The organism is Asanoa ferruginea (assembly GCF_003387075.1).
Taxonomy (GTDB): Bacteria; Actinomycetota; Actinomycetes; order Mycobacteriales; family Micromonosporaceae; genus Asanoa; species Asanoa ferruginea.
Genome location: NZ_QUMQ01000001.1, coordinates 1,834,813 through 1,860,834, shown reverse-complemented (window position 1 = coordinate 1,860,834; position 26,022 = coordinate 1,834,813). Strand labels below are relative to the sequence as shown.

General features: G+C 71.2%; 29 protein-coding genes, 1 tRNA gene and 1 pseudogene. 17 read left to right on the top strand and 14 right to left on the bottom strand.

The features are described from left to right. Positions 1-68 precede the first annotated feature (68 nt). The 3 genes from DFJ67_RS09045 to DFJ67_RS09035 form a co-directional block, all read right to left on the bottom strand. Entirely contained in the window at positions 69-1,010 is a 942-nt protein-coding gene (locus tag DFJ67_RS09045; RefSeq protein WP_116067469.1) for a CU044_5270 family protein, read from the bottom strand. Further along, positions 1,007-1,555: an RNA polymerase sigma factor gene (locus DFJ67_RS09040; protein ID WP_116067468.1), complete on the bottom strand. Its 549-nt coding sequence runs from the start codon at positions 1,553-1,555 to the stop codon at positions 1,007-1,009. Before DFJ67_RS09040 ends, DFJ67_RS09045 begins: the two co-directional genes overlap by 4 nt. A gap of 65 nt (positions 1,556-1,620) precedes the next feature. Next, on the bottom strand, positions 1,621-1,935 hold the full coding sequence (locus DFJ67_RS09035; protein WP_147315455.1) for a hypothetical protein: 315 nt from the start codon (positions 1,933-1,935) through the stop codon (positions 1,621-1,623). Positions 1,936-2,007: 72 nt separating this feature from the next. Between DFJ67_RS09035 and DFJ67_RS09030 the strand changes: the two genes are divergently transcribed. Next, complete coding sequence (locus DFJ67_RS09030) at positions 2,008-2,430, top strand: hypothetical protein (RefSeq protein ID WP_116075925.1); 423 nt, start codon at positions 2,008-2,010, stop codon at positions 2,428-2,430. Here the strand turns inward: DFJ67_RS09030 and DFJ67_RS09025 are convergent. Beyond that, entirely contained in the window at positions 2,409-3,149 is a 741-nt protein-coding gene (locus DFJ67_RS09025) for a helix-turn-helix domain-containing protein (RefSeq protein ID WP_116067466.1), read from the bottom strand. The genes DFJ67_RS09030 and DFJ67_RS09025 overlap by 22 nt on opposite strands. An 86-nt stretch (positions 3,150-3,235) precedes the next feature. On the opposite strand from DFJ67_RS09025, the gene DFJ67_RS09020 reads away from it, so the two are divergent. Further along, positions 3,236-4,174 (top strand): LLM class flavin-dependent oxidoreductase, encoded by a 939-nt coding sequence (locus tag DFJ67_RS09020; protein WP_116067465.1) that lies wholly within the window; start codon positions 3,236-3,238, stop codon positions 4,172-4,174. On the opposite strand, the gene DFJ67_RS09015 is transcribed toward DFJ67_RS09020, so the two are convergent. After that, positions 4,155-6,113: a substrate-binding domain-containing protein gene (locus DFJ67_RS09015; protein ID WP_170215769.1), complete on the bottom strand. Its 1,959-nt coding sequence runs from the start codon at positions 6,111-6,113 to the stop codon at positions 4,155-4,157. The two genes, DFJ67_RS09020 and DFJ67_RS09015, sit on opposite strands and share 20 nt — an antisense overlap. A 135-nt stretch (positions 6,114-6,248) precedes the next feature. On the opposite strand from DFJ67_RS09015, the gene DFJ67_RS09010 reads away from it, so the two are divergent. Continuing rightward, on the top strand, positions 6,249-6,824 hold the full coding sequence (locus tag DFJ67_RS09010) for a TetR/AcrR family transcriptional regulator (protein ID WP_170215768.1): 576 nt from the start codon (positions 6,249-6,251) through the stop codon (positions 6,822-6,824). Then, positions 6,808-8,118, top strand: a pseudogene (locus tag DFJ67_RS43730) (nitrilase-related carbon-nitrogen hydrolase); the annotation flags it as partial. The gene DFJ67_RS09010 and the pseudogene DFJ67_RS43730, both read left to right, overlap by 17 nt. 113 nt (positions 8,119-8,231) lie before the next feature. On the opposite strand, the gene DFJ67_RS09000 reads toward DFJ67_RS43730, so the two are convergent. Beyond that, positions 8,232-8,594 carry a DUF4267 domain-containing protein gene (locus DFJ67_RS09000; protein ID WP_116067461.1) on the bottom strand — a complete coding sequence of 121 codons (363 nt, stop codon included), beginning with the start codon at positions 8,592-8,594 and terminating at the stop codon, positions 8,232-8,234. 89 nt (positions 8,595-8,683) lie between these two features. Between DFJ67_RS09000 and DFJ67_RS08995 the strand changes: the two genes are divergently transcribed. Beyond that, positions 8,684-9,256, top strand: coding sequence for a TetR/AcrR family transcriptional regulator (locus DFJ67_RS08995; RefSeq protein WP_116067460.1), 573 nt, complete (start codon positions 8,684-8,686; stop codon positions 9,254-9,256). On the opposite strand, the gene DFJ67_RS08990 is transcribed toward DFJ67_RS08995, so the two are convergent. Together DFJ67_RS08990 and DFJ67_RS08985 are read right to left on the bottom strand one after the other, a co-directional pair. Beyond that, positions 9,230-9,913: a response regulator gene (locus tag DFJ67_RS08990; RefSeq protein ID WP_116067459.1), complete on the bottom strand. Its 684-nt coding sequence runs from the start codon at positions 9,911-9,913 to the stop codon at positions 9,230-9,232. The genes DFJ67_RS08995 and DFJ67_RS08990 overlap by 27 nt on opposite strands. After that, a complete protein-coding gene (locus tag DFJ67_RS08985) occupies positions 9,910-11,118 on the bottom strand; it encodes a sensor histidine kinase (protein WP_116067458.1) in 1,209 nt (402 codons plus the stop codon). Before DFJ67_RS08985 ends, DFJ67_RS08990 begins: the two co-directional genes overlap by 4 nt. A gap of 129 nt (positions 11,119-11,247) precedes the next feature. Here DFJ67_RS08985 and DFJ67_RS08980 point away from each other — a divergent pair, with 129 nt between their 5' ends. After that, the gene (locus tag DFJ67_RS08980; RefSeq protein WP_116067457.1) at positions 11,248-11,811 is read left to right on the top strand and encodes a hypothetical protein; all 564 of its coding nucleotides are present in this window, start codon (positions 11,248-11,250) and stop codon (positions 11,809-11,811) included. A gap of 86 nt (positions 11,812-11,897) precedes the next feature. On the opposite strand, the gene DFJ67_RS08975 is transcribed toward DFJ67_RS08980, so the two are convergent. Further along, positions 11,898-12,779, bottom strand: a complete 882-nt coding sequence (locus DFJ67_RS08975; RefSeq protein WP_116067456.1) for a ketopantoate reductase family protein — start codon at positions 12,777-12,779, stop codon at positions 11,898-11,900. Positions 12,780-12,837: 58 nt separating this feature from the next. Here DFJ67_RS08975 and DFJ67_RS08970 point away from each other — a divergent pair, with 58 nt between their 5' ends. Together DFJ67_RS08970 and DFJ67_RS08965 are read left to right on the top strand one after the other, a co-directional pair. After that, positions 12,838-13,458 (top strand): TetR/AcrR family transcriptional regulator, encoded by a 621-nt coding sequence (locus DFJ67_RS08970; RefSeq protein WP_116067455.1) that lies wholly within the window; start codon positions 12,838-12,840, stop codon positions 13,456-13,458. Positions 13,459-13,592: 134 nt separating this feature from the next. Next, the gene (locus DFJ67_RS08965) at positions 13,593-14,318 is read left to right on the top strand and encodes a hypothetical protein (protein WP_116067454.1); all 726 of its coding nucleotides are present in this window, start codon (positions 13,593-13,595) and stop codon (positions 14,316-14,318) included. 58 nt (positions 14,319-14,376) lie between these two features. Here the strand turns inward: DFJ67_RS08965 and DFJ67_RS08960 are convergent. Beyond that, positions 14,377-14,449, bottom strand: a tRNA-Lys gene (locus tag DFJ67_RS08960). A gap of 294 nt (positions 14,450-14,743) precedes the next feature. On the opposite strand from DFJ67_RS08960, the gene DFJ67_RS08955 reads away from it, so the two are divergent. From DFJ67_RS08955 to DFJ67_RS08940, 4 genes are read left to right on the top strand one after another with little or no spacing between them, the layout of a single operon-like run. Continuing rightward, entirely contained in the window at positions 14,744-15,097 is a 354-nt protein-coding gene (locus DFJ67_RS08955) for a Rieske (2Fe-2S) protein (RefSeq protein WP_116067453.1), read from the top strand. A 47-nt stretch (positions 15,098-15,144) separates the two neighbouring features. Beyond that, positions 15,145-16,266 (top strand): threonine aldolase family protein, encoded by a 1,122-nt coding sequence (locus DFJ67_RS08950; protein WP_239097671.1) that lies wholly within the window; start codon positions 15,145-15,147, stop codon positions 16,264-16,266. A 31-nt stretch (positions 16,267-16,297) separates the two neighbouring features. Further along, on the top strand, positions 16,298-16,846 hold the full coding sequence (locus DFJ67_RS08945; RefSeq protein ID WP_116067452.1) for a dihydrofolate reductase family protein: 549 nt from the start codon (positions 16,298-16,300) through the stop codon (positions 16,844-16,846). Positions 16,847-16,856: 10 nt separating this feature from the next. Then, positions 16,857-17,777, top strand: coding sequence for an aminoglycoside phosphotransferase family protein (locus DFJ67_RS08940; RefSeq protein WP_116067451.1), 921 nt, complete (start codon positions 16,857-16,859; stop codon positions 17,775-17,777). A gap of 537 nt (positions 17,778-18,314) precedes the next feature. Here the strand turns inward: DFJ67_RS08940 and DFJ67_RS08935 are convergent. Continuing rightward, positions 18,315-18,875, bottom strand: coding sequence for a TetR family transcriptional regulator (locus DFJ67_RS08935; RefSeq protein WP_116067450.1), 561 nt, complete (start codon positions 18,873-18,875; stop codon positions 18,315-18,317). A gap of 82 nt (positions 18,876-18,957) precedes the next feature. Here DFJ67_RS08935 and DFJ67_RS08930 point away from each other — a divergent pair, with 82 nt between their 5' ends. Then, positions 18,958-19,845: an SDR family oxidoreductase gene (locus tag DFJ67_RS08930; protein WP_116067449.1), complete on the top strand. Its 888-nt coding sequence runs from the start codon at positions 18,958-18,960 to the stop codon at positions 19,843-19,845. Positions 19,846-20,042: 197 nt separating this feature from the next. Here the strand turns inward: DFJ67_RS08930 and DFJ67_RS08920 are convergent, their stop codons facing one another. Further along, a complete protein-coding gene (locus DFJ67_RS08920) occupies positions 20,043-20,678 on the bottom strand; it encodes an alpha-ketoglutarate-dependent dioxygenase AlkB (protein WP_116067447.1) in 636 nt (211 codons plus the stop codon). Positions 20,679-20,745: 67 nt separating this feature from the next. Between DFJ67_RS08920 and DFJ67_RS08915 the strand changes: the two genes are divergently transcribed. Continuing rightward, positions 20,746-21,732, top strand: coding sequence for a galactose-1-phosphate uridylyltransferase (locus tag DFJ67_RS08915; protein ID WP_170215767.1), 987 nt, complete (start codon positions 20,746-20,748; stop codon positions 21,730-21,732). Here DFJ67_RS08915 and DFJ67_RS08910 read toward each other — a convergent pair. Continuing rightward, positions 21,715-22,407: a hypothetical protein gene (locus tag DFJ67_RS08910; protein WP_116067445.1), complete on the bottom strand. Its 693-nt coding sequence runs from the start codon at positions 22,405-22,407 to the stop codon at positions 21,715-21,717. The genes DFJ67_RS08915 and DFJ67_RS08910 overlap by 18 nt on opposite strands. An 83-nt stretch (positions 22,408-22,490) precedes the next feature. Between DFJ67_RS08910 and DFJ67_RS08905 the strand changes: the two genes are divergently transcribed. Further along, positions 22,491-24,038, top strand: coding sequence for a hypothetical protein (locus tag DFJ67_RS08905; RefSeq protein WP_116067444.1), 1,548 nt, complete (start codon positions 22,491-22,493; stop codon positions 24,036-24,038). Positions 24,039-24,208: 170 nt separating this feature from the next. Here DFJ67_RS08905 and DFJ67_RS08900 read toward each other — a convergent pair whose 3' ends face one another. After that, positions 24,209-24,406, bottom strand: a complete 198-nt coding sequence (locus DFJ67_RS08900; protein ID WP_116067443.1) for a hypothetical protein — start codon at positions 24,404-24,406, stop codon at positions 24,209-24,211. Positions 24,407-24,789: 383 nt separating this feature from the next. Here DFJ67_RS08900 and DFJ67_RS08895 point away from each other — a divergent pair, with 383 nt between their 5' ends. Together DFJ67_RS08895 and DFJ67_RS08890 are read left to right on the top strand one after the other, a co-directional pair. Further along, on the top strand, positions 24,790-25,023 hold the full coding sequence (locus tag DFJ67_RS08895; protein WP_089252336.1) for a winged helix-turn-helix domain-containing protein: 234 nt from the start codon (positions 24,790-24,792) through the stop codon (positions 25,021-25,023). Next, a complete protein-coding gene (locus DFJ67_RS08890; protein ID WP_239097661.1) occupies positions 25,020-25,970 on the top strand; it encodes a threonine ammonia-lyase in 951 nt (316 codons plus the stop codon). Before DFJ67_RS08895 ends, DFJ67_RS08890 begins: the two co-directional genes overlap by 4 nt. Positions 25,971-26,022: the final 52 nt, after the last annotated feature.

Here is a 26,022-nt window from a genome sequence, read left to right as displayed (position 1 = left end):
TCACCTCCGCCAGGACGGTGCTGCCCCCACCCGATGATGGGCGGGGGCAGCGGGTGCTGTCGAGGCCGTCAGTGGATGTCGGCGGCCGCTGGCGGGTCTTCGTTTGACCAGCCGGCCGTCAGCAGCGCCGTGTAGCTGCTCCTCACCCCGTCGGTCCACCGCTCCTGAGCGAGCGCCGCACCGGTCGTCGGGTCGATGATCAGTCGGACCTGGCCCTGCGCGCCGCTGTCGCCCCGGTGGCTGATCGCCACGGCGATGCCGGTGCGCCCCGCCGCGTCGGTGACCCGGCCCAGAGCGGTGATGCCCGGCACGCCGGCCAGCATCCGGTAGGCGGCCGACCGCACCTGCGGCCGGGCCGGCAGGCTCAGCACGAGCGCGCTGGCGGAGTAGAACAGGAAATCGGCCTGGTCGCCGTCGCCGCCGGCGTACCAGGTGAGCAGTTTCGCCTTGAGCTTGTCGGGGTCGGCGGGGAGCGCGGCGATCGCCTGCGCGGACCTGCCCTGGCCGCCGAGCAGGAAGTTGTTCGCCGCGCTGTGGCCCTGCATGTCGCGCCGGCTCCACGCGCCACTGACCGGATCCCGGAAGTATGCGGCCGTCGGCGCCCGGTCCACCGTGGACAGCCACTGCTCGATGACGAGCGTGGGGTGGTCCTTGGCGGCCTCCTCACTGCGGTAGACCCAGTAGCGGCCGGCACGGGCCGGAGCTGTGGCGCTGGACGTCGCGGCGACCAATAGCCAATCCTGCGCCGTTTGAGGTGCGGGCGCCGGGCCGGCGGCCGTCGCCGTGTCCGCCGGCGGTTGCGTGGCCTTCGGCACCACGATCGCGGTGACCCCGACGGCCGCGGCGGCGACCAGGGCCCCGCCGGCGAGCACCAGGCGCCGGGTGGGCAGACCGCGGGTCTGCTGCGGGTGCGCGGTGAAGGCGATCGGGTCGGCCGGAGGTGCGTCCGGCGTGAGCCGGCCCGGGCGGGCCTCGGCGAGTTCGCGGAGGGCGTCGCGGTGGGTGGTCATCGGCTGAACTCCTTGCTGGTGAGGTTGATGGGGGTGCGACGCTCGGCCTTGGCCGGTGCGGAGAGGGCCTGTTGCAGCCGTTTGCGGGCGCGGTGCAACCGGACGGAGTAGGTGGCGGTCGAACACCCGACCACGCGGGCGGCTTCGCGGGGGCTCAGGCCGTGCCAGGCCACGAGGGTGAGCAGTTCGCGATCGTCATCGCCGAGCGCGGCGAGCGCGGCCAGCATCGCCGCCTTCTCGGTCACGCCGTCGGCCACATCGTGCTGCGCGTCGTCGACCCAGGCCCGCAACTCCACGGCGAGGGCGGCCTGCCGCACTTCGGCGTGGTAGCGCCGGCGCACCACGTTGCGGGCCACGCCGAGCAGCCACGGCAGCGGCGCGTCCGCCGGGACGGAGGCGAGCTTGCGCCACGCAATGAGGAAGGTCTCCCCGACGACGTCATCGGCGAGATCACGACCGGCCCGGCTGACGGCGTACGCGTACACCTGGGGGTGATGCTCGTAGTAAATCGAGGTGAACCGCCGCTGGGCGTCGGCATGCGTCACTGGCTCTCCTTCACTCGGAGGTTGTCATCACCGAGTAATCCGCGCCCAGCGCCGTTTCTTACAGGTCAGTTCAGTAGTCGTTGGGCCCAGTAGACCTGACCGTCCGGCCCGACGCTGATCAGCGCGATCAACACCTTCGGCGGCGCCGCCCAGGCGACGCGGCCGAGGAAGATCTGATCGCCGGCACCGGCCTGCTGCATCGCCTGCGGGTTGAACGCGGCGTCGGCGGTTGCCTGGTCGACCAGGCTGAGGCTCGCGGTGGCCATCAAGACTTCCGGCGGGTATGGCGGGCGGTTGTGCCACCAGCGCCAGCCGGTCACGCCGGCGACCGCGACGAGCAGCATGACGACGCCGATTATCAAGCTGGCCCGCCGCCTCATGCCTGGGAGTAGAGCACACCCATTCCCCGCAGGGAATTGTCGGGTTTCCGCGCCGCTCGCAGGATGGGGCCCATGACTGACATTGACCCGCAGGACTTGGCCGACCGCTACATCGCACAGTGGACGGAGCCGGACGCGGCAAGGCGCCGGGCGGCGATCGAGGCGCTGTGGGCGCGGGACGGCCGCCACATCCTTCAGCCGCCGGCGGAGATCCGGGAGATCGCGGCGACGCTCGGGTTCGACCACAGCACCCTGGAGGCACAGGGGTATGACGCCATCGAGGTGCGGGTGACCCGCAGTTACGAGGAGTGGGTGGCCAAGGGCGGGTTCACGTTCCGGCCGCGCGCTGGTGCCGTACGCCTGGATGGGGTGGTGAAGTTCGGTTGGGAGATGGTTTCCGTCGAGACCGAGGAGCCGGCGGGCGGCGGCCTGGAGGTGCTGGTGCTCGACGACGACGGGCGGATCAAGGCGGATTACATGTTTCCCGGGGCGTGAAGAATGGCGGCGGTCGCCGGATCGACGGGCAGGAACGCCTCCAGTTTCAGCTCGGCCAGCGTCACGTCGACCGCGGTGGCGAACGTCGTGATGGTCGTCATCAGGTGCAGCTCCCCGCGCGAGGACAGCAGGTCCAGGGGCACCGCGAAACCGAGTTGCCCGGCCGACGGCTCCAGGTCGGGGACATAGCCGGCCAGTTCGTCGCGCAGTTCCGGCAGGTGGCCGAGCCTCGCCAGGATGTGGCGCGCCCACTCGGCCAGGTTGCGGATCCGGGGTGCTACGCCGTCCGGGTGCAGTGCGAGCCGGTAGACGTTGCGGCCGGGCCCGACCAGCTCGGCGGCGGCGCCCTCGGCGATCAGGCCGAACGCGTCGTTCGCGGCGATCAGGTCGCCCTGCCGGTCGACGACCAGCGCCGGATAGGGCTGGTAGCCGCGCAGGATGTGGTCGATCGCCGTGCGCACCGGTGCCAGCGTCGGGTCGTCGAGCGGGCTTTCCGCGTACGCGGGTGCGTAGCCGGCCGAGACCAGCAGCTCGTTGCGGTCGCGCAGCGGCAGTTCGAGGGACTCGGCGAGCCGGATGACCATGTTGCGGCCGGCGACCGAGCGGCCCGACTCGATGAAGCTGAGGTGCCGCTGGGTCGTGCCGGCCCGCAGCGCCAGGTCGAGCTGGCTCAGATGCGATCGGGTGCGGCGTTCGCGCAGCGCACGGGGGAAGTCCACGACCCCGTTGTAACGCGGCCGAGGGCGTCCCGGCCATTCCCCGCAGGGAATTGTCGTTAGTCGGGCCGGCCGCGAGCATCGTCGGCATGGACATCGGTGTGTTGCTTCCGACCGGAACCGCCCAGTGGGACGCCCCGCGCGAGTTGGTCGCCTTCGGCCGGGCCGCCGAGGGGCTGGGCTTCTCGTCGCTGTTCGTCAACGACTCCTTGATCAACCCACGGATCGAGGCGCTGACGATGTTGGCCGCGCTCGCCCCGGCCACCGAGACCGTGACCCTGGGCACCGGCGCGCTGCTGCCGTTCCTGCGCCGGCCGGTGCAGGCCGCCCAGTCGCTGGCGTCGATCGACCTGCTGTCCGGTGGCCGGCTCACGGTCGCGGTGGGCGCGGGCTTTCCCGGCCGGTTCGGGCGGCCGTTCTACACGCTGTCGGAGGTGCCGTGGGCCCGGCGGTTCACCCGGTTGGACGAGACGGTCGCGCTGTGGCGGGCCCTCTGGGGCGGCGCCGGATCGTTCGAGGGCGAGCTCCTCCGGTTCACCGACCTGCCGCCGGCGCTCAAGCCCTACCGTGCCGGCGGGCCGCCGATCTGGCTCGGCGGTGCCACACCGGCGGCGCTGGCCCGGACGGGACGGCTGTACGACGGGTGGCTGCCCTACCCGCCCGATCCGGCCGACTATGCCGTTGGCCTCGCCGACGTCCAGCAGGCCGCCGTCGACGCCGGTCGCGCGGCTGAGGGCATCACACCGGCGCTGTTCGTCTCGGTGCTGATCGACGACGAGGGGGCCCGCGCGGGCCTGGATCGCTATGCCCGCGGCACCTACGGCATGCCGCTGGAGGAGTTGGCGAAGATCCAGGCGGTGGTCGGTGGCTCGGCCGGCGAGGTCCGGGCGGGACTGGCCCGATATGTCGCCGCCGGGGCGCGCCACCTCGTCATCCGCCTGGGTGCGCTGGGCGTGCACGACCAGCGGGAGCAGCTCGAGCGCGTTGCCGCGTTGATCCCCGACCTGGTTAGGCCAGGGTCAGCGTGAGGGTGGCGGCGTAGAGACCGGGCGCGGTGGTGTCCGGTATGTCGAGCCGGAGGTCGGCGCCGCAGTGGAAAGTTCCGGCGCTGCTCTGCGGCGGGCCCGAACAGAGCGTGACGCCTTCCGCCAGCCCGCCCGAGGTCGTGCCCGGCACGACCGCGCCTCCCGACAGCACGGCACCGGAGCCGCCGACCTTGCTGGCCGACGGGGTCCAGCCGAGCTGGGCGCCGGGAATGGTGACACCTTCGTTGTCGAAGTCGCCGACCTGAGCGGTGACGTACCAGCCGGCGTTGGTGCCACGCAGGTCGACCACGGTGACCTCGGGGAGCGCGCCGGTGGCCGATCCACCGACGCTGCCGCCGGCGAGCTCGGCCGTGGACGACGCGGTCGTGAGCGAGAAAGCGCCCGGCGCGATGTCCGCCGTGATCGCGACCGTGTTGCCCGCCGCGGGCGTATCGCCCACGGTGATCCGCACCGGGGCGGAGGTCGACATCGCGTAGCGGGTCGGATCGGCCGGCTCCAGGCGGGCGGTCAGATCGTATGAGCCCGGCGGCAGGGTGTACGTGGTGAGTTGCGCGGTGACTCCGCCGACGACCTCGACCGGGGAACCGATCGGGACGCCACCGGGGCCGCGGAGGAACTGGACGTAGCCCGCCACGCCGACCGGTCCCACCGTGGCGGTCAGGGTCACCCGGTCGCCCGGGTTGACCGCGGTGGAGCTGACGGTCAGCTCGGTCGACGTGGCGATCGCGTTGCTGGGGCCGGCGCACTGCTGCCCGCTGGCCCGGTTGTCACACTCCGGCGGTTGTGGCGCGTTCGCCAGCAACGTGTTCGTGCCGTCCGGCGCGAACGTGGGGTTGTCGCAGCCGGCGATCGGATCCGTCGGGACTTCCGCACCGGGGATACGGCGGATCTGTTCCATGGCCTCGCGGGCCAGGTTGATCGGGAGCGGGGCGTAGCCGAGCACGTCGGCCGTCTGTTGTCCGGCACACACCGCGTATTGGGCGAACTGGGCCAGCGTGTATCCCTTGTCGACGGTCAGCCCGCGCTCGAGCACCGTCGGGACGACCAGGAAGGAGTAGGTGGAGAACGGGTAGGCCCGGCGGTCGGCGTCAGGGTCTCCGGTGAGCCCGACCGCCACCGCGTCGGCCCGGGGCCCGACGTAGTAGCCGGCCTGGTTGAGCACCTTGGCGACCGGGAGCCGCGCCCCGATGGCGTATTGGTAGTCGACGTAACCGATCGTGCCGTCGGCCTGCGCGACGTAGCCGGCGACGCCGGTCGCACCCTGCATCGCGACGTGCCCCGCGGTCGGGAAGACGGCCGTGGCCGCGCATGGCGGCGTGCCGCCGCTGGCCTGGCAGAAAGCCTGCCACTGGTCCGGATAGTGCGTGCTCATCCAGCGGGTGAGTTGCAGGCTGTTGCCCGCCGAGTCCTGCCGGACGACGGAGACGATGTCCCGGGCCGGCAGCGTGATCCCCGGATTGTCCGCCGCGATCAGCGGGTCGTCCCAGCGCCTGATGCCGCCGGTGAAGATCTTGACGATGACGTCGCCCGACACGCGAAGGTTCGAGATCTGCTTCCCGTTCGCGCGCAGGTTGTAGGTGAAGGCGAGACCGCTGCCGACGGCGGGCACGTAGGTGAACTGCCGGCTCGGCAAGGGCTCGCCGCCCAGTCCATAAGGGACTTGGGAGGCGGCGAAGTCAACGGTGCCCTCGGCGAACTGGCGCCGGCCGTCGGTCGACCCCGTCGGCTGGTAGTTGACGAAAAGCTGGTTCGGGAGCACGTCGCGGCGCCACATGTCGATCAGGTTGCTGCTCGACGTCGACCCGGCACCGTTGATGGGCACCCGGCGCGGCGCGGCGTCGGCGGGCGACGGCCACGCGACCAGGCTGCCGAGCAGCACCACCAGGCCAACGGCTGCGCGTGACCGAACCGATCTGAGCATCCGCACAGATTGGCGACCAGGGGTGAGGACATCCCAAGGCCAACGTGTACGCCGGACACGCGCCAGGTAAACCCCCGTCCTCAATGGGGTGTTAGCACCAGTGACGGGCTCAGCGCGCGCCTTTACGGTGTAAAGGTGTCCGACGCGAAAGAGAGAATCGTCGCTGCGACCCGGCGGCTGCTGGAGGAAGAGGGCGCCGCGGCGGTGAGCATGCGGCGCATCGCCGCCGAGTGTCAGCTCAGCGCGATGGCGCCCTACTGGCATTTCGCCAACCGTGACGCGCTGCTCGAGGCGGTCTGCGCGAGCGCGTTCGACGAGGTCGCCGCCCAATGGCGGGATCGCGGCCGACGCGCCGACCCCCGCGACGACCTGCTGGCCGCCGCCGACCTACTGCTCGACTTCGCCCTGGCTCGACCGCGCCTCTACGACTACATGTTCACCGCGCCGCGGCCGGGCGCCCGCCAATACCCGGGCGACTTCGCCGACGGCCGGTCGCCGACCCTCAACCTGCTGATCGAGGCGCTGACCGACGGGATGGCCAAGGGCGCGTTGCGGCCCGACGATCCGGTCGGCGTGGCCCTGACCCTGGCCGCGCAGCTACACGGCCTCATCGCGTTGCACCACGGCGGCCGCATCGGGCTGCCCGACGACGACTTCCGGGTGCTCTGCCACGACAACGTCAGGAGGATCTTCGATGGAATCCGTGCCTGAGCGGCGCCCCGCCCTGGCCCTCGGCGCCGCGGCGCTGTCGGGTCTGTTCGCCTACCTGGGCACCGGCCTGCACCCGCTGCCCGCGCTCACCTGGCTGGCGATGCTGCCGGTGCTGCTGATCGCGCCCCGGGTCCGATGGGGCTGGGCGGCCGGCGCCGCCGCCGCGAGTTGGGTGATCGGGCAGAGCGGCCTCTGGGCCTACTTCGCCACCACCCTCGAGATGCCGCCGCCGATCGTGGTCGGCGTGCTGGCCTGCTACCCACTGCTGGCGGCGGGCGGCGCGGTGTTGTTCCGGGCCTTGATCAGGCAGGGTCGACCGGTGGCCGCGGCACTCGCCGTCCCCGCGCTCTGGACCGCCGGCGAATACCTGATCTCGTTGGCTCAGCCACACGGCGCCTGGCTCAGTCTCGGCTACACCCAGGCCGGCGTGCTGCCCGTGCTCCAGGTCGCCGCCGTCACCGGTGTGTGGGGCGTGACCTTCCTGGTCACCGGCGCGGCTTCGGCCATCGCGGCGATAGCGGCACCGGGCGACCGGCGGGGCCGGCTCCGGGTGGCCGCGTCGGCCCTGGTCATCCTCACGGTGGCGGGGGCCTACGCGACGGTGAGGCTGCTCGCCTCGCCGCAGGGTCCGAGCATCCGGGTCGCGGTGCTCGGCGGCCCACCCGACGCGGAACTGTCGCCCGACACCGGCGAGGGCCGCGCGCAACTCGACACCTATCTGCGGCAGATCGGTGAGCAGGCCGACCGCGGTGCCCGGGTCGTGGTGTTGCCCGAGAAGGCCTTCGACACCGATGAGCAGAGCTGGCCGCTGCTCGCCGACCCGCTGGCCCGGATCGCGACCACGCGACACGTCGACGTGGTCGTCGGCGCCACCGCGCGGCACGAGGGCGTGGCCAGCAACGTCGCGGTCGCGTTCCCGGCGGACGGCAGCGCGCCGGCGACGTACACGAAAAGGCATTTGATTCCTGGTCTTGAAGACCATTTGACCCCGGGTTCGGGCCCACCGGTGGGCGTTCCGGGTGCGCCCGCGCTCGCGCTGGTCATCTGCAAGGACCTGGACTTCCCAGCCCTCGTCCGGGCCAACCGCGCCGCCGGTGCCGCCGTGCTGCTCACACCGGCGTGGGACATGGGCGGCGACGGCTGGCTGCACGGGCGGATGGCGCTCGTCCGCGGTGTCGAAGCCGGCATGTCCGTGGCCCGCGCCGGTCGCAACGGTCGTCCGGTCATCAGTGACCCCGCCGGCCACGTGCGGGCCGAGGCCGACAACGTCCGCGATCCCGGCGCGGTCATCATCGCTGACGTGCCGACCGGCACCGGTGCTACCCCGTACGCCCGCATCGGCGATGTCTTCGCCTGGCTCTGCGTCGCTGCCGTCGGCGTGCTGATCGCGGTGGCCCGTCGGCAGGGTCACAGGGCGAACAGGAGCGCGGCACTGATCAGGACAACCACCGCGGTAGCGAAGTGGATGCCGAAGGCGACGGCTTTGGTGCCGCCGTTGCGCAACACGATCAGGGTGTCGCCGAGCGGGTTCAGTGCCACGACGAGCATGAACCAGGCGGCCGCTAGGGGCCCGGCGAAGGCGATCAGGGCCAGGCCGAGGATGCCGTAGCTCAGGTCGCGCAGCCCTTTGACGCTCAGATAGGCGTTGGGCCTGGCCGGCACGCCATAGCCGGTCGCGGCGGCCTCGGGCTGGAGCAGGAAGCGGGCGCCGATAAAGGCGACGAACAGATCAAGAACGATGGCCAGGGTGTACGCGATGGGGCTGAGCATGAGAGGTCTCCAATATCTAGCACCGCTAGGAACAAGGTCGACGCTAACATAGCGACGGCACTCGCGCTAGCGGTGCTAGAATTGCGGTCATGTCGATCCAGGCGCGCCGGGAGCGCGAACGAGCCGACCGCGAACGCTTGATCGTCACGGCGGCCCGGCAACTGGCCGAGGCCGAGGGCTGGGAAGCGGTGACCACCCGGCGGTTGGCCGAACGCGTCGAATACAGCCAGCCGGTGCTCTACAGCCACTTCAAGGGCAAAGACGCGATCGTGGCGGCAGTGGCGGTGGAGGGCTTCGCCGACCTCGCCGCGGAGATGCGGGCCGCCCGCACCTCGACCCGAAGCCCACAGCGGGCCCTGGCCAAGGTCGCGGCGGCCTATGTCGCGTTCGCCGAGCAGCGGCCGGCCCTCTACGACGCGATGTTCAACCAGACGGTCAACCTGCCGTTTGCCACACCCGAGGCGCCGGCGGCTCTGCTGGCCGGGTTCGACGAGTTGCGCCAGGTGGTCCGCCCCGTCGCCGGCGACGACAACGAGGACCTGCTCGCGGAGGTGCTGTGGAGCGGCCTGCACGGGCTGGTCTCCCTCACCCGCGGCGGGCGGCTTCCCCGCGACGCCCACGAGCGACGCCTGGCGCTACTGCTCAGCCGATTCTCTGGGTGAACTGTCGCCGGGCGCGACCAGTCCGTTCTCATACGCGAAAACCACCGCCTGCACCCGGTCGCGGAGGCCGAGTTTGGTCAGGACGCGGCTCACATGGGTCTTCACCGTCGCCTCGGCGATGTGCATGCGGGCCGCGATCTCGGCGTTGCTGCGCCCGGCGGCGACCTGGCGCAACACCTCGGTTTCGCGCTCGGTCAGCGATGCCGTCACCTGTTCCGCGACACGGCCCGGTGGTGGCACGCGCAGGAAGCGGCCGATCAGCCGGCGCGTCACCGCAGGCGCGAGCAGAGCGTCGCCGCGGGCGACGGTGCGGACGGCCTCGGCCAACTGCCCGGGCGGCGCGTCCTTGAGCAGGAACCCGCCCGCGCCTGCACGCAACGCCTCGTAGACGTATTCGTCGAGGTCGAACGTGGTGAGCACCAGCACGCGCGGGCCTTGTGGCGCGCGCCGGATCTCTCGGGTGGCCTCGATGCCGTTGAGTCGCGGCATGCGGATGTCCATCACGACGACCTCCGGGCGCAGTTCGCGGGCCGCCCGCACCGCTGCCCGGCCGTCTTCGACAGCGCCGAGCACCTCGATGTCCTGTTGTGCGCCGAGCATTCCGCTGAGGCCGGACCGGATGAGTGCGTGGTCGTCGGCCACCAACACGGTTATCACGTGGCACTGCGGGGGAGTCGGGCACGCACGGTGAACATGCCGCCATGCCGGCCGGCGTCGAGGCTTCCGCCATACAACCGTGCCCGCTCCCGCATGCCGATCAGACCGCGCTCGCCGCCGCGGCCACCGACCTCGGCGGTCATCGCGTTGGATACCTCGATGTCGATCCCCTCGTCGTCGTAGCGAAGCCGGACGGTGGTCGGTGTCTGGCCGGCATGGCGCCGGGCATTGGTCAACGCCTCCTGCACGATCCGGAACGCGGCGAGGTCGAGACCCGCTGGCACCGCCCCGCGTCGACCTTCGACGGACAGGGTCACCGCCAGCCCCGCCGCGCGCGAGTCATCGACCAGGTCGCCGATCCGCTCCAGCGTCGGCTGCGGCGCCAGGTCCGGCTGGGTCTCGTCGTCCCGCGTCACGTCGAGCACGTGCCGCATCTCCGTCAGCGCCTCACGTGCCGTGCGTCGTGCCGCCGCGATGTGCTCCCGCGCCCGGTCCGGGTCACCGTCCATCAAGGACTCCGCGGCGCCGGCCTGGACGACCACGATCGACAACGAATGAGCGACGACGTCATGGATCTCGCGTGCGATCCGGGCCCGTTCGGTGGCGACCGCCTCCTCGGCCGCGCGTTCGGCCTCCAACGCCGTGCGGGCGATCTCCTCGGCCAGCTGGTCGGCGTGCGAGGCCGCCCGCTCGGCGGCGACGTTGGCCACGGCCAGTTGTCGCAGGCGCAGCCGGACGAGCCAACCTCCGATCCACGCGCCGCTGACGAAGAAGGCGAGGAGCAGCAACTCGCCGAGGCTGGCCGGGCCGTCGTAGTAGCCGACCTGCGGCAACGACACCATCGCCGCCGCGATGGCGATGCCCGCCAGCACACCGGCCCACCGGCGTCGCTCGTAAAGCGCCACCGAGAAGGTGGCGACCAGCAGACTCGGGAACGGGAAAGTGCTCTCCTCGAGCCCTGGAAGCAGCAGGATCCGCGCCGCCAGCACACCGATCAACACCAGCACGACGGCCACGGGGGCCCGGCGCCGAAGCAGCAAGGGCGCGGTGACCGCGACCGCGAACACCAGCCGCTGGCCCAGCGATCCGGGCCCCTGCGCGGCGAGCGCCTCGATCGCCGCCCAACCCATCAGCGCGAGGGTCAGCAACGCGTCGGAGGTGCGGATCCGGGGCGGCACCCGCGGTGACGTCGACAGCGGATCCACGCCCGCAGACTAACCAGCCTCAGGTCACGCGACATCAGCCTTCAGATGTAGTGCCGATCATTCCGCCGGCGCGACCCCAGCGCCCGCCGGGCGACGCCGGCCCGGTCAGCCCGCACCTACCGTCGCCGCATGACAGATTCCATCGTGCTCACTACGCCGCTACCAGCCGGCCGGCGGCGGATCACCGCGTGGGCCGCCCTGGCCGGCGCTGCGGTGTCCGGCGTCGTTGGCGCCATCCAGGCAATGCGGCCGTTCAGCGACGATCCGCTCGTCGATCGCGGCGAGCACGTCATCCTCGCCCTGTGCGCGGTGATGCTGGTGCTGTGGATTCCCGGTTACCTCGCGCTCGGCGCCGAGGCATCCCCCGCCAAGCGCCGACTCGGCCGGATCGGGGCATGGTCGGTCGTGGTCGGCACCGGCACGCTGGCGGTCGCCATGACCGCGAGCAACCTGCACAACGAGGACTACCCGTGGTTCGCGGCGCTGGCGATCCCGGCCAACGGGCTCTGGGGAATCGGCTCGATCCTGCTCGCCGTTGCCACGTATCGCGCACGCACCCTACCCAGACCGATAGCGGCGGCCCTCCCGCTGATCTGGTTGACCTCGATCGTGCTCTCGCAGCAGGGCGGGAACCTCGTCGCCGGCGCGCTGTGGGCCGCCATCGGCTGGTTACTGCTCGGCCGGGCGAGGTGACCGCGGTCGGCTGGTTGCTGCTCGGCCGGGCGAGGTGACCGCGGTCGGCTGGTTGCTGCTCGGCCGGGCGAGGTGACCGCGGTCGGCTATCGCCGGCCGGACCCTCGCATGGCCCGCAACTGCTCGGCCAGCCGGTCGAGTTCGGCGGCCTCCGCCCCGGGAGAAGCGGTGTTGAGCCCGCTGTGTGCGGCTGTCTGACTGCGCAGAAAGCGCCGCAGCACGGTCACGAGCAGCCCTTCGGGCAGCGTTCGCAACGCGACGAACCCGCGCGGGACGGGCGCCGTCGGCATGGCGGCCAGGTTCTGCCGCATGAGGCGGACCATGTCGCGGACGGCGCCCGGATCGTCGGCCAGTGCGGTCGGGCCGCCGGCCGCGATCACCGCCTGCCCGAGCGGCACCTCGAACGCGGCGTGCGTCTTGAGCCAGGCATCCATCCGGGGTTCGGCCTTGGCGTTGATCCCGGCGGCCCGGAACGCCCGCACGATCCGTTGGACTCGCGGGGTGGTGCGGCCGTCGGGTTCGCCGACCGGCATCGACACCAGGCGGGTGAGCAGGCTGGTCGGGCGGTAGCGGACCACATCGCCGTCCATCGTGCCGCCGGTCGTGCCGAAGCCGAGCAACACCCGCTCGTGGCCGATCACCGCACCCAGCGGCTCCGCGCCGGCCGCCCAGTTGAGCAGGAACAGCACGTCGCCCTCGACCCCAGCGAGCGACTCCAACACCGCGTCCACCTGGTGGGTGCGGACGAAGACGGTGATCAGGTCGTAGCCGCCGGACGGGCGCTCGACCACCGGCACCGGTATCCGCCTGACCACCTGGCTGGTTCCCTCGGCGAGCCGCACACCGTCACGCCGCAGCGCGGCCAGGCGCTCGCCCCGGGCCAGGAGCGAGACATCGTGCCCGGCCTCGTGCAGCCGGGCGGCGTAGATGCTGCCGAGCACTCCGGCCCCGTACACGAGCAGCTTCACGGCAGCCCCTTCGCGGTTCATACGAACGTTTGATTCAAACGTCTGTATAGTACGCCGCGTGGCGTCCCCCGACACCCGCACCCAGATCCTCGACGCAGCCGAACGCCTCTTCGCCGAGCGCGGTTTCCGTGGCACCTCGATCCGCGCGGTCACCGACCTCGCGGGAGCGAACCTGGCCGCCGTCGGCTACTACTTCGGCTCGAAGGCGCAGCTGCTCGCCGCGGTCGCTCGCCGCGTGATCGAGCCCATCAACGCCGCGCAGTCCGCCGGGCTCGACCAACTTCTTGCCCGAACGCCGGATCCTTCGGTGGCCGCCCTGGTGGAGGCGTTCGCGGGGCCGCTGTTCGACGAGATGCCCGCCGGCGATGAGGGCGGTGCCCAGACGTCCCGGCTGATCGTGACGATCATCAGCGACCCGGCCCAGGAAATGCGCGACTGGACCGGCCCGGCCGAGGACCTGGTTCGCGATCGCTATCTGGCGGCCCTCGCCCGCGCACTGCCCGCCCTCTCCGAAGACGAACTGTGGTTCCGGATGCGGGGGATCCTCGCCGTGACCGCCGTGGACCGGGTCCAGATCTACAACCAGCGCGCCCCGGCCAGCCCGTCCTCCGTGGCAGCCCGACAATGGGCGATCACATTCCTGGCGGCAGCGATGAGCGCGCCTCCGACCGGCACCTGACGACTCGGCACTGATCGACAGAGACTTGACGACTAGTGCCAAAATTGTTTATGCCCTCGACCGGGAATGCCCACTTCAATCGCGCAGGCGTCGTCGCATCGTGGCGTGACGCGGGACGGCAGATTCAACGGATAATGCTCCTCCTTCTCGTGTGCGGGTCCGGCCTTTGGATCTTGGGGATTCTCGGGGATGACCAGGGTTGGTGGACTGACCGGCCATTCTTCATCAACTTCGTCTCGTCTTTGACGGCGGCGTGTTTCGGCATCCCCTTCGCCATGTTGGTCCTCCGCTACCTGCAATCCGTCCAGCGCATAAGGGCGGAATCGCTGAGCGACCTGCGGAACGCGCTCATCGCAATGTCGACGTCCCTCGACGAGGTCATTGGCAAGAGCTTGGCGGACAGGCTGGAATCCGGCTTGCGCGAGGCTCGCGAGCTATACGACACGGCCCACGGCGCGGAGGGTGCCGGCACGGCGCGGGAGTGGCAGAAAGTGCTGGGAGCCATCGTAAGGCTCTGGACCGTATGGCATCCGGATAGCGAATCCGACGCCAACGTTCGGCAGCTGACGGATCTCTGGAAGGGTGCACACGAAGGCGCCAAGGCGCGAATTATCCAAGCCGGGCTGCCTCCGCTGGAGAACGCCAACCTGGCGAAGGTCGACCAATGCCTGGATCGCCTTTGGTCGGCCTTGTCGTCGGCGAATCCGGCCGACCGCTACAGTGCTCTCGAGCGAGATTTCCCGACCGGGCGGACCAGTAGCTCGAACATCAGGTCATTTTTGACGCGTTACGAGAATCTGGTTGCGCGATTTGGTGACCTTCGGCGTGCAATAGACGCGGCACTGGTCGCTTCTCTTTGACGTGGCTCATTTCAAGCATCGCTTGAAATGAGCCAGGCGGCATCAGCATGCCGAATTGTGGGCCGCCAGGGACTCGAACCCTGAACCCATGGATTAAAAGTCCACTGCTCTGCCGGTTGAGCTAGCAGCCCGCGGGGCTTAGGGTACCTGACCTGCGAGAAAACGTGGAGGGGGTTCCCGGATTAGGCCGGGATGTCGCCTCCTGGCAACCGCCCGGGTTGCTCCAGAGCACCAACGGGCTCGGAACAGTGCAGGTCAGCGGCCTGTCGGGCGGAGCAGACGCCCGTGGCGGAGCTGCTCCCGGGCCGGTGTGGGCCGAGCCACATCCGAAGCACGATCTTGGGCAAGCTATCCGCCAGGTCGGCAAGCCGGGCCTAGCGTGGATAGCGAAAGGCAGGGCTCGCAGGCCTGTGGAAGGAGGCACCATGAGCGCACCGCAGCGAGTGGGCACCGCCGCCGACCTCTCACCGGGCAAGGTGGTGGGCGTGGGCCGCTATGCGGTCGGGAATGCCAATGGGCGCTACTTCGCGGTCACGCGCAAGTGTCGCCACCTCGGCGCTGACCTGGCGGGCGGCAACATCGACGAGAACGGTTGCCTGGTTTGCCCCTGGCACCACTCGGCCTACGACGTCGGCACCGGCCGGATGGTCCGGGGACCGCAGGGCAACTACGCCAAGGTGCCCGGTCTGGACTTCCTTTACCGCATGCTGACCCGGGTGCTGCCGCTCGGGCGGAAGCCGGTGACCGAGCGCGATGGTGAGCTCTACCTCGGTAGCTGAGCCGGCGCGACCGCGACCAGGCGGGTGACGCCTGGGAGGATTCGCGGGTGGCCGACAACACGAAGCACCGTCGCATTGCCGCGATGGCGGCGTGCGAGCAGATCCTGTCCGGCGACCGGCCGCGGACCATGCGCGACCGGCTGGCCGACCTCGAAGCCGGCGGCGACCTGGATGGTCAGCCAGACGCCTACGGCGACGGCCCGGTGACCGCCCTCGAAGAGCGGGTGGCCGGCCTGCTCGGCACCGAGGCCGCGGTCTTCTTTCCCACCGGCACGATGGCCCAGCAGGTGGCCCTGCGCTACGGCGCCGATCGCAGCGGGCGGCACACCGTCGCCATGCATCCGCTGACGCATCTCGAGGTGCACGAGCGGCACGCGTACGCCCAGCTCAGCGGTTTGTGCAGCACTTGGCCCACGACCGAGCCGCGCAATCCCACCGCCGAGGAGATCACCGCCCTCGCCGAGCCGGTCAGCGCCGTGGTCATCGAACTCCCGCTCCGGGATGCCGGGTTTGTCCTGCCGACCTGGGACGAGCTCGTCGCCGTCTCCGAAGCGGCCCGGGGCATCGGTGCGCGGGTGCATTTCGACGGCGCCCGGATCTGGGAGTCCGTGCCGCACCTCGGGCACGGCCTGGCCGAGATCGCCGGCCTCGCCGACAGCATCTATGTCTCGTTCTACAAGACGATCGGCGGCATCAGCGGTGCGGCGCTGGCGGGCACCGCGGAGTTCGTCGCCTACGCCCGCGTCTGGCGGCACCGCTACGGCGGCATGCTCTACCAGCAGTGGCCGGCCGCGCTGAGCGCGCTCGCGGGTATCGACCGCGAGTTGCCGCGGGTCCCCGACTACGTGCGGCACGCGCAGCCCGTCGCCGCGGCGCTGGCCGGGCTGCCCGGTGCGCGCGTCTACCCGGAACCGCCGCACACCCAACGCTTCCGGCTCTGGCTGCCGCACCCGGCCGAGGCGCTCGACGCCGCTGCGCTGGCCCTCGCCGAGCAGGAGAAGGTGTGGTTCGCCGCTGGTTGGCGGGAGACGGAGGTGCCGGGTGTGGCGATGACGGAGATCACCGTCTCGGGGCCCGCGCTGGACCTGACCGCAACCGACGTCACCGAGATTGGCGAACGGTTCCTCCGGCATGTCGAAGAGCGCGAGTCGGCTCCGACCTCAGGGTGAACGCAACACGAGCGAGCCCGAGGAGCCAGCCATGCGGAAGATCATTTACTGGGTGCACGCGTCGGTCGACGGTTTCATCGACGGACCCAACGGCGAGTTCGACTGGACGGTGATGGGTCCGGAGCTGTCGGCCTACTCCGAGAGCCTGGACAAGCGGGTCGACACCCTGCTGTTCGGGCGCGCGGTGTGGCAGATGATGGTGGGCTTCTGGCCGAACGCTGAGTCCATGTCGGACGATCCACACGTCGCGTCCTTCGCGCCCTTCTGGCGGGCGACGGAGAAGATCGTGATCTCGCACAGCCATCCGGGCGATGACTGGACCAGCAAGGTGGTCGGCGCCGACGAGGTTGCCGCGCTCAAGGACCGGCCCGGCGGCGATCTGCTGTTGACCGGCGGCGCCGCGGCCGCCGCGTCGTTGACCGCGTTGGGGCTCATCGACGAATACCACGTCGCCGTGCACCCGGTCGTGCTCGGCGGTGGCCGGCAGCTTTTCACCGACCCAGGGCAACGCCACAACCTGAAACTGATCGATTCGCGCGTGCTCGACGGCCGGGTCGTCGTGAGCCACTATCAGCCCTAACCTTTGGCCCATGCGCGGTTTCGACCTGGTGCCGGCGACGCTGCCGATGGTGCAGCAGCTCAGCCGGCTCCCCGACGGGCGGCGGTGGCTGGCCGAGCTGCCGTCGCTCGTCGAGCAGGTGCGCGCGGCCTTCGGGCTGCGGTTGGCGCCGCCGCTACACGCCGGTAGCTGTAGCTGGGTCGCGCCGGCCGAACTGCCCGACGGCACCAGGGCGATAGTCAAAATCGGCTGGCCACACCGCGGGATGTACGGCGAGCCCGTGGCACTGCGTTCGTGGAACGGGCGGGGCGCCGTACACCTGCTGGCTCATGATCCGTCTCGGCACGCGCTTCTGCTCGAGCGGTGCGAGCCCGGGCTGCCACTCGCCGACTCGACGGCCGAGCCCGAAGACCGGTTGCGCGCCGGCTGCGCGGTGTTGCGCCTCCTCTGGCAGGCGCGGCCGGCCGAGGAGCTCGAACGGCTCGGCTCGGTGACCGCCGAGTGGGCGGACGTCGCGGAGGAGCGGATGGCCCGGATCCGCCCGGGCTATGACCCCGGTCTGGTTGCCGAGGGCGTCGGGTTGTTGCGGCAACTCCCCGGGTCGGCCGATCGCGCGGTGTTGCTGCACGGCGACTTCAACCCCGGAAACATCCTCTCGGCGTACGACGGTGGCTGGGTCGCGATAGACCCCAAACCGATGATCGGCGACCCGGGGTACGACCCGTGGCCGTTGCTCGAACAGGTCGATGATCCGCTCGCCCATCCCGACCCGGCAGCGGTGCTGCGCCGCCGCGTCCAGGTGTTGGCCGACGAACTCTCGCTCGCCGCCGAACGAATCGTGCTGTGGTCGGTGGCCCGCCGGGTCGAGGCGGCGCTGTGGCTAGCGCACCACGACAACGTGCCCGGCGGCGCCGCGATCATGGGCGAGGCGCGGGTGTTGGCCGACGTCTGACGCGCCCGGCGCGGTTGGCTGGCCGGCCTCTGACGCGCCAGGCGCGGTTGGCTGGCCGACCTCTGACGCGCCCGGCGCGGTTGGCTGGCCGACCTTTGAGGCGCCAGGCGCGGTTGGCTGGCCGGCCTCTGACGCGCCAGGCGCGGTTGGCTGGCCGACCTTTGAGGCGCCCGGCGCGGTTGGCTGGCCGGCCTCTGACGCGCCAGGCGCGGTTGGCTGGCCGACCTCTGAAGCGCCCGGCGCGGTTGGCTGGCCGACCTTTGAGGCGCCAGGCGCGGTTGGCTGGCCGACCTCTGAAGCGCCCGGCGCGGTTGGCTGGCCGACCTTTGAGGCGCCCGGCGCGGTTGGCTGGCCGGCCTCTGACGCGCCAGGCGCGGTTGGCTGGCCGACCTCTGAGGCGCCCGGCGCGGTTGGCTGGCCGGCCTCTGAAGCCGCCCCGCGCGGGGCGGCCGGCCGACCTCTGAAGCGCCCGGCGCTGGTGTTGGCCGGCCTCTGAGGCGCCCGGCGCGGTCGGCTGGTCGGGCTTCGCGCGGGCGGTCAGCCGGCGACGGTCTTCAGCCGGTCGAGCGCGTCGCGCATGGTCTGGGCCAGGTCTGGCCCGTCGGGCTCGCTGATCCAGCGTTCGTAGGCGACCCGCAGCACGACGATGCCGGTCTCGGCGGCCAGGCTCGCGTCCGGCTCGTGGACGCCGCGCTGCCGCAGGCCCTCAGCCAGCGCGTTGGACAGCGTCGCCATCTTGATCAACTCGCGTTCGCGTAGCTCGGCATTGCTGTTGATGACGGATTGGCGCTGCACGGAGTGTTCGCGGTGCTGCCCCAACGCCGCGGCGGCGGCGTCCAGGGCGGCGCCGACGGCCTGCATGGGTGAGGCCGACGTCGGCGCTGTGGCCAACGCGTCGACGAGGTGCGCCTGCAGGTCGGCCGCACCGCCGAAGAGCACCTCCCGCTTGTCGGCGAAGTGCCGGAAGAACGTGCGGGCGGTGAGCCCGGCCCGGGCAGCGATCTCGGCGACGGTGGTCTGCTCGAAGCCGCGCTCGACATAGAGCTGGAGCGCCGCCTCGCGGAGCCGGCCGCTCGCGTCTGCCTCCCATCGCCCCACAGCGAGTGAGTCTAGTCATGTCACTTGGTGACATCACCTGCTACGGTAGTGATGTCATCAAGTGACATCACTGGAGGGTCTCATGCGCATCTTCGTCACCGGCGCCAGCGGGTGGATCGGCTCGGCCGTCATCCCCGAGTTGCTCGACGCCGGATACAAGGTCGTCGGCCTGGCCCGGTCGGACGCGGCGGCCGCGTCGGTCGCCGCGCTCGGGGCCGAGGTCCAGCGGGGCAACCTCGACGACCTCGACAGCCTGCGGTCGGCCACGGCCGCCAGCGACGGCGTGGTCCACCTGGGCTACAGCCACGATTTCTCCCGGATGGAGGCCGCGGCACAGACCGACCTGGCGGCGATCAACACGATCGGCGGCGAGTTGGCAGGCACCGACCGGCCGTTCGTCGTCGCCGCCGGCGTGCTCGGGCTGGCGTCCGGCCGGGCCGCGACCGAGTGGGACCAACCCGACCCGCGCGCCCACCCGCGGATCGCCGGCATCCAGGCGGCGATGGCGTTGGCCGAGCGCGGGGTACGCCCGTCGTCCGTGCGGTTCGCACCTACCGTCCACGGCCCCGGCGACCACGGCTTCCTGGCGACCCTGGTCGGCATCGCCCGCGACAAGGGTGTCTCCGCCTACATCGACGAGGGCGCCAACCACTGGTCGGCGGTGCACCGGCTGGACGCCGCCAAGCTCGTGCGGCTCGCCGTCGCGGGGGCGCCGGCCGGTGCGGCGCTGCACGCCGTCGCCGACGAGGGCGTGCCCACCCGCGTCATCGCCGAGGCGATCGGCCGAGGGCTCGACCTGCCGGTCGTTTCCATCCCGGCGGCCCAGGCCGTCGACCACTTCGGCTGGATGGGGCGCTTCTTCGCCCTTGACGCCTTGGCGGAGAACGCGGCCACCCGGGAACTGCTCGGCTGGGACCCGGTCCATCCTGGACTGATCGCCGACCTGGACGCCGGCCACTATTTTCGCTAGCTGACGCCGGGTGGGTCTGCTGGCCTGGCGCGGGGCCGGCTCTGCTGGCCTGACGCCGGGTCGGCCTGCGGGCCTGGCGCCTGCGGGTCTGGCGCCTGCGGGTCTGGCGCCTGCGGGTCTGGCGCCTGCGGGTCTGGCGCCTGCGGGTCTGGCGCCTGCGGGTCTGGCGCCTGCGGGGTCTGGCGCCGGGCGGTCTGCTAGCTGACGCCGATTGGGCGGAACTGGACGCTGACCCGGGGGCCGACCTTCTTGGCGGTCTTCGGGATGGCGTGTTCCCAGGTGCGCTGGCAGGAGCCGCCCATGACGACCAGGTCGCCGTGGCCCAGGGGGAACTTGAGGCTGTCGCCGCCACCGCCGCGTGGGCGGAGCATCAGCGGGCGGGGCGAGCCGAACGAGACGATCGCGACCAGCGTGTCCTGGCTCGACGAGCGGCCGGTGGTGTCGCCGTGCCAGGCCACACTGTCGCGGCCGTCGCGGTAAAGGCACATGCCGGTGGTGACGAAGGGCTCGCGCAACTCCTCGGCGTAGTAGGCGGTCAGCCGCTCCCGGGCCTCCGTCAGCAGCGGGTGCGGCAGTTCCTCATCGACGTCATACCAGCGGAGCAGCCGCGGGACGTCGACCTCGCGCTCATACATCTCGCGGCGCTCGGCCCGCCAGCCGATGTCGCCGAGCAGCGTTTCCAGGATCGACTCGGAGCCGCCGACCCAACCGGGCAGGTGGTCGACCCACGCGCCGCGGGTGAGCGTGGTGCGTTGGATGCGATCTTCCAGCCGACCGAGGGTCGGCTCGTCGACCAGGTCAAACATCGAGGGCTGGTGTGCGATCCCGTGCATTACCGCAGCGTAGCGCCACTTAGCACAAGAGTGCTAACGCCTTCCTTGATCCCTTAAGTTGAACAATGTGATCACGGAGACGAGGGTCGACGCGGAAACGGGTGAGTGGCGACTGAGCGCGCCGCGGCGGGCGGAGCGGCCGGACGACGCGCGGCCGACCTCGGTCGGTTGTCCGTTCTGTCCGGGTCATGAGGATCAGACGCCGCCCGAGCGCATGCGGCTGCCCGCTGGCGACGGTCCGTGGCAGGTGCGGGCGTTCGCCAACAAGTTCCCGATCGTGAGCCCAGCAGGAACAGACGGGAGTACGGCGACCGGCCTGTTCTCCCGGTTCCCGGCGACCGGCGACCACGAGGTGCTGGTCGAGTCGCCGGAGCACGACTGGGACCTGCGCTTCGCCAGCACCGAGAAGGCCCTCGAAGTGCTGCTCGGCCTCCGCGAGCGGGCCCGGGCGCTGGCGGCGGGTCGGCCGGCCGCGGTTGTGGTGTTCCGCAACTACGGCGCGGCCGCCGGAGCCTCGCTGCGGCATCCGCACAGCCAACTCGTCGCGCTCGACCAGGCGCCGCCCGGGCTGGCCGCGCGGTGGCGGCTGGCTCGCGGGCACTATGCCGACACCGGGCGCCGGTTGGTCGACGACCTGGCCGCCGCCGAGCGCGGCACCGGCGAGCGGATCGTCGCCGACAACGGGGTGCTGGTCTATCAGCCGTACGCGGCCTCCGTACCCCAGCAGACCGTGCTCTTTCCTGATGACGGGCGCGGCTCGCTGGCCGACGCGACCGACGACGGCCTCGCGGCCGTTGCCCGGACCCTGCCGGCGTTGCTGCGCGGGCTGGCCGAGGTGCTCGGCGACCCGGCCTACAACCTCGTGGTCCACGCCGGACCGTCTGATGTGGACGCCCGAGAACTGGCGCGCTGGTGCCAGTGGCACGTCGAGATCTTCCCGCGTACGACGACGTTCGCGGGCCTGGAACTGGCGACCGGCCTGCTGGTCAACCCCAGCCGGCCCGAGGAGACCGCGCCGGAGTTGGCCAAAGCGATGTCAGCCGCCGGACGGTAGCCGCTGGGCGCGGTAGCCGGTGCGGAAGAAGCCGCGCACGGGCCGCCCGCCGATGCCGAGGTTGTGGCTGAACGTGACCGGTGCGGCGCCAGACTTGAAGCTGATCGCGATGTCGTCACGGCGGCCGCGGTTGGGGTCGTACACCTTCACTTTGATCTCGTTGCCCGTGTTGGTGTAGCCGTAGGCCAGCACCTGATGGTTGAGCGCGAGGTCGCGGGGCTGCCGCGAGGCCACGGTGATCACGCCGAGGGGCACCGGCGCGCCACGGTCGAGCTCGCCGCGGATGGCCGGCCACTCGCCGCTGACGGTGCGGTAGGCGATGCCGCGCCGGGTCAGCAACGGGCGGCCGAAGAGCTGGAGGCCGGGCGAGTCGGTGTCGGGCATGCCCATCCACTCGTAGTATTTCGCGACGCCGCCGGGCAGCCGCCACGACTCCAGCAGGCGGCGGACGATGAACGCGTAGAGCGGGGTGCCCAGCGGCGGGCGGCTGGCGGGCGGTTGCCGGCCGGCGTTCCAATAGTCGAGGGCGGCGAACACCATGCCGCCGCAGAGACCACCGTTGGCTTTGCCGAACGGCACGTCGCCGAACGGGGTCGGCACGACGACGGCAGGTTGGGCGGGCCACACGTTGTCGAATGTGAACCCATGTCGCGACGGCAGGAAGCTCTCCGGCACCTTCCCTCCCTCGGCTGGTTGTCCACAGGGGTCGCCCGACGGCGGCGCTTTCTCTAGATTGAGCCGGGACGATTGGAGATGCAATGGCGCGGCCCCTGCTCGCTTTCAGCATCGACGATGTCGGCGCGCTCGCCGACACGATCAGCAAGGCGACGCTGGCCGCCGCCGCGGTCGTCGCGGTGGTGGTGATCCTGGTCGGGCTGTCCCGGGCGATCCGCGAGCGGTTGCGCCAGCAACTCGTCATCAACGACACCGCACCCCTGCCAGCGGCGATCGCCGGCAGCGAGGGCGAGGCGTTGACGCTGTCACCCTGGCTGCGGCAACGCGTCCAGGCAGCGCTGACCGACGAGGCCGCGGCGGCGCGGGGGATCGTCGACGACGTGTTCCGGCGCGACGTGCGGCTGCGCCGGCTGCCGGCCGAGGTCGCGATCACCAACGACACCGAGCCGATCACCTCGGCGGCCAAAGACACGATGGCGACCGTGGCCAACGGCCTGCGCGCGGTCGCGCCGGGGCAGGCCGACGGCATCCTGGGCGCGCTCAGCTCGGCGCTGCCCAACCCACGCGGCTGCCTGGTGCAGACGGCGCCGCTGCTCCGCGGCGAGAGCGGCAACCAGCGGCTCGGGCTCGCGATCGAGCTGCACGAGCTCGACGGATCACCGATCGCGGCGACGACGCTCTGGGAGCCGCCGGGCGTCCAACCGGCCGGCCAGTCGTGGCAGGAGCGCCTGGTCACCCTGATCGAGCCGGCCGCGCACTGGGTGGCGCTGCGGCTGGTCGCCCGCCGGCTGCGGGCGACCCCGGCGCGCTCGCTGGCGGTGCCGTGGCTGAGCCGGCGCAAGACCCTGACCACCCGCCTCGAGCTCCAGCGCATGCTGGCGGCTGCGCTGACCTTGGACGCGATGAAGGAGTTCGCCGACCACTCGCTGGCCTTCGGCGCCGAGGCACTCGACGACCTTTCCCAGGTCGGCACCGCACTGAGCGCCTACCACCGCCCGGCGTCGATCCGCGGCGCGGTGCAAGAGCGGCTGGGCTTCGCCTACCGCGTCGAAAACGTCGAGGCCAAGGCCCGTCGGGCGTTCCTCGACGCGAGCGAGAGCTGGGGCGAGGCGGAGCAGCGGCTGGCCACCAACCCAGGCGACAACGCCGGCTCGGCGACCGCGACGGAGCTGGCCGACGAACGCGAGCGCCAACGCGTCCGCCGCCTCAAGTGCGCTTTACTCTCCGGCGACCCGGCCGCGACCGCGGTAGCGGCCGAGGAGTTGCGCGACCAGCCGCCAAAGGCCGCCGCCGACTCGAGCACCCTCTACGCGATCGCTTGTCTCTATTCGTGCGCGGCCGAGCGGGTCGAGTCCGCCGCCTACCTGCCGCTGGCATGGGCAAACCTCGGACGTGCCCTACTGGCCGCGACCGAAGAGCTGATGTGGGACCAGGCCCGCGCCGACCCGGAGCTGGCGTTCCTGTCCGACCGGCAACGCTTCGTCGACGACCTCAACCACACGTGGGCGGTCCGCCGGCGCAAAAAGCTCCCGTTGCAGGGCACCGAAACCGAGGCGATCGTGGTGGCCGCGGTCGCCCGCCTGGCCCAAATCGCCGCCGGTCCGGCCCGCCCACCGGCGAAGCAGAGCTGAACCACGTTCGACTGGTTGGGTGCTAAATCCGCGCTGGCGGAGGAACAGAACCGGGGTGCGCCGACAGATATTCGATCAGCCGTCGGCCTCGTCTGCTGCGATGGCAGTTCCTCGTGCGCTCCCATGGTGGTCCCAGCCCGATTTCTTGGTAAACGCCTTTGCAGGTCCGCCTATTGACCTGGGTCGTCGGGCACGCCGATGCCGGCCAGGATCAGCAGTTCCGCAGCCTCGACCCGAGGCGCGCACGGAAACCGGCCCGTGCACCCGGAGACCGCGCATCGGCTCGGGTCCTGCGGGTCGCGGGTGTGCTCCAGGTAGGTGCGGTTCCACGCCTCCACCTGGGCGGGGTCTGGGCGTTTGAAGAACATCCGCCGAGCTCCTCGAGGGTCCGCGACAGACAGCGGCCCGGACCTTGCGTCACGGACCGCTGCCGCCGCAGGCCGTTGACCGGTTCCCGCGGGGGATCACGCTGGGGCGTGCGCGGGAGCGGGCATGGCCATCTGGAGTCGCCGGGGCGGGTCGGTGACGGGTCGCCGGGCCCGCCCCGGCTCGGAACGGGCGCGGTGCCCGAACCGGGGGTGAAGGAGCCCGTCTCGCAAGGGCCAACTCGGAAGCGAACGCCTTCAGATACACATGCTGTCAGGGCAACTCTGGCACGTCTACATTGCCTCGCAACTTTGGTTAGTCGTCTTGTAGTTGCAAGATTGCAAACAGGGTGATCTACTGGACAGGCCAACTCGGAAGTGAGCCGATGTCCCCTTACAAGCCGGACTACCGACGTGTCGCCGACGACCTCCGCGAGCAGATCAAGGATGGTCGACTAGCGCCGGGTGCCAAGCTGCCGACCAAGCGCGAGATGTGCGCGCAATACGGCGTGAGCAGCCAGACGATCGAGTCCGCCATGCTGGTCCTCAAGACCGAGGGCCTGCTCGACGGTCGCCAGGGCAAGGGTGTCTACGTTGCCCGTCCGGAGAGCGAGGGGTGACGGTCGACCTCATCTCGGTCGACGACGTCGAAGCCGCGGCCCGGGCGATCGCCGGCTCCGTGGTGCGCACCACCGTGCTGCCGGCCGCCTGGGCCCCCGGCCTGCACCTCAAGCCCGAGAGCCTGCAACCCGTCGGCTCGTTCAAGCTCCGCGGTGCCACCAATGCGGTCTCCCGGCTGACTCCCGAGCAGCGCGCCCGCGGCGTGGTCACGCACTCGTCCGGCAACCACGGCCAGGCCCTCGCCTATGCGGCCCGGGTCTACGCCGCACCCTGCGTGGTCGTCATCCCGGACACCGCACCAAAGATCAAGATTGCCGCCGTACGCGACATCGGTGCCGAAATCCTGATGGTCCCGCCGAGCCGGCGCGCGGCCGAAGCGCAACGGCTGGCCGACGAGCGCGGGCTGACGCTGATCCCGCCCTACGACCACCGCGACATCATCGCCGGGCAGGGCACGGTCGGCCTGGAGATCCTCGCCGACTGTCCCGACGTCGAGGTGGTGCTGGTCCCGGTCGGCGGCGGCGGGCTCGCCTCCGGCGTGGCGACCGCAATCAAGGCCAGCCGGCCCGACGTGCAGGTGTTCGGTGTGGAGCCGGAACTCGCCGGCGACGCGCACGAGTCGCTGGAGCGCGGCACGCTGGTCAACTGGGACGTCGCGGATCTGGTCCGCACCAGCGCCGACGGGCTGCGGGTGCCGCTGAGCGAGTTGACCTTCGCGCACCTGCGGGCGCGGCTCGACGGCATCATCACCGTCACCGAGGCGCAGATCGCCGCCGCGACGGCCAGGTTGGTGCAACGCTCCCGGCTCGTCGTCGAGCCGAGCGGGGCGGTGGCGACGGCGGCGTTCCTGTTCCGCCGCGACCTGCTGCGCCAAGGACGCACGGTCGCGGTGATCTCGGGCGGCAACGTCGACCCGGCAGTGTTGTCGGTGGCGGCAACCGCCTGAATATCTCGGGGGCCGGTTGGGTAATGACTTCGCCGTCCCGACAAACCGAGGA

Coding starts and splice junctions, on each gene's coding strand:
- DFJ67_RS09045 (WP_116067469.1), bottom strand. CDS start 1,010: ATGACCACCCACCGCGACGCCCTCCGCGAACTCGCCGAGGCCCGCCCG.
- DFJ67_RS09035 (WP_147315455.1), bottom strand. CDS start 1,935: ATGAGGCGGCGGGCCAGCTTGATAATCGGCGTCGTCATGCTGCTCGTC.
- DFJ67_RS09030 (WP_116075925.1), top strand. CDS start 2,008: ATGACTGACATTGACCCGCAGGACTTGGCCGACCGCTACATCGCACAG.
- DFJ67_RS09020 (WP_116067465.1), top strand. CDS start 3,236: ATGGACATCGGTGTGTTGCTTCCGACCGGAACCGCCCAGTGGGACGCC.
- DFJ67_RS09015 (WP_170215769.1), bottom strand. CDS start 6,113: ATGCTCAGATCGGTTCGGTCACGCGCAGCCGTTGGCCTGGTGGTGCTG.
- DFJ67_RS09000 (WP_116067461.1), bottom strand. CDS start 8,594: ATGCTCAGCCCCATCGCGTACACCCTGGCCATCGTTCTTGATCTGTTC.
- DFJ67_RS08995 (WP_116067460.1), top strand. CDS start 8,684: ATGTCGATCCAGGCGCGCCGGGAGCGCGAACGAGCCGACCGCGAACGC.
- DFJ67_RS08980 (WP_116067457.1), top strand. CDS start 11,248: ATGACAGATTCCATCGTGCTCACTACGCCGCTACCAGCCGGCCGGCGG.
- DFJ67_RS08965 (WP_116067454.1), top strand. CDS start 13,593: ATGCTCCTCCTTCTCGTGTGCGGGTCCGGCCTTTGGATCTTGGGGATT.
- DFJ67_RS08955 (WP_116067453.1), top strand. CDS start 14,744: ATGAGCGCACCGCAGCGAGTGGGCACCGCCGCCGACCTCTCACCGGGC.
- DFJ67_RS08945 (WP_116067452.1), top strand. CDS start 16,298: ATGCGGAAGATCATTTACTGGGTGCACGCGTCGGTCGACGGTTTCATC.
- DFJ67_RS08940 (WP_116067451.1), top strand. CDS start 16,857: ATGCGCGGTTTCGACCTGGTGCCGGCGACGCTGCCGATGGTGCAGCAG.
- DFJ67_RS08930 (WP_116067449.1), top strand. CDS start 18,958: ATGCGCATCTTCGTCACCGGCGCCAGCGGGTGGATCGGCTCGGCCGTC.
- DFJ67_RS08920 (WP_116067447.1), bottom strand. CDS start 20,678: ATGCACGGGATCGCACACCAGCCCTCGATGTTTGACCTGGTCGACGAG.
- DFJ67_RS08905 (WP_116067444.1), top strand. CDS start 22,491: ATGGCGCGGCCCCTGCTCGCTTTCAGCATCGACGATGTCGGCGCGCTC.
- DFJ67_RS08900 (WP_116067443.1), bottom strand. CDS start 24,406: ATGTTCTTCAAACGCCCAGACCCCGCCCAGGTGGAGGCGTGGAACCGC.
- DFJ67_RS08895 (WP_089252336.1), top strand. CDS start 24,790: ATGTCCCCTTACAAGCCGGACTACCGACGTGTCGCCGACGACCTCCGC.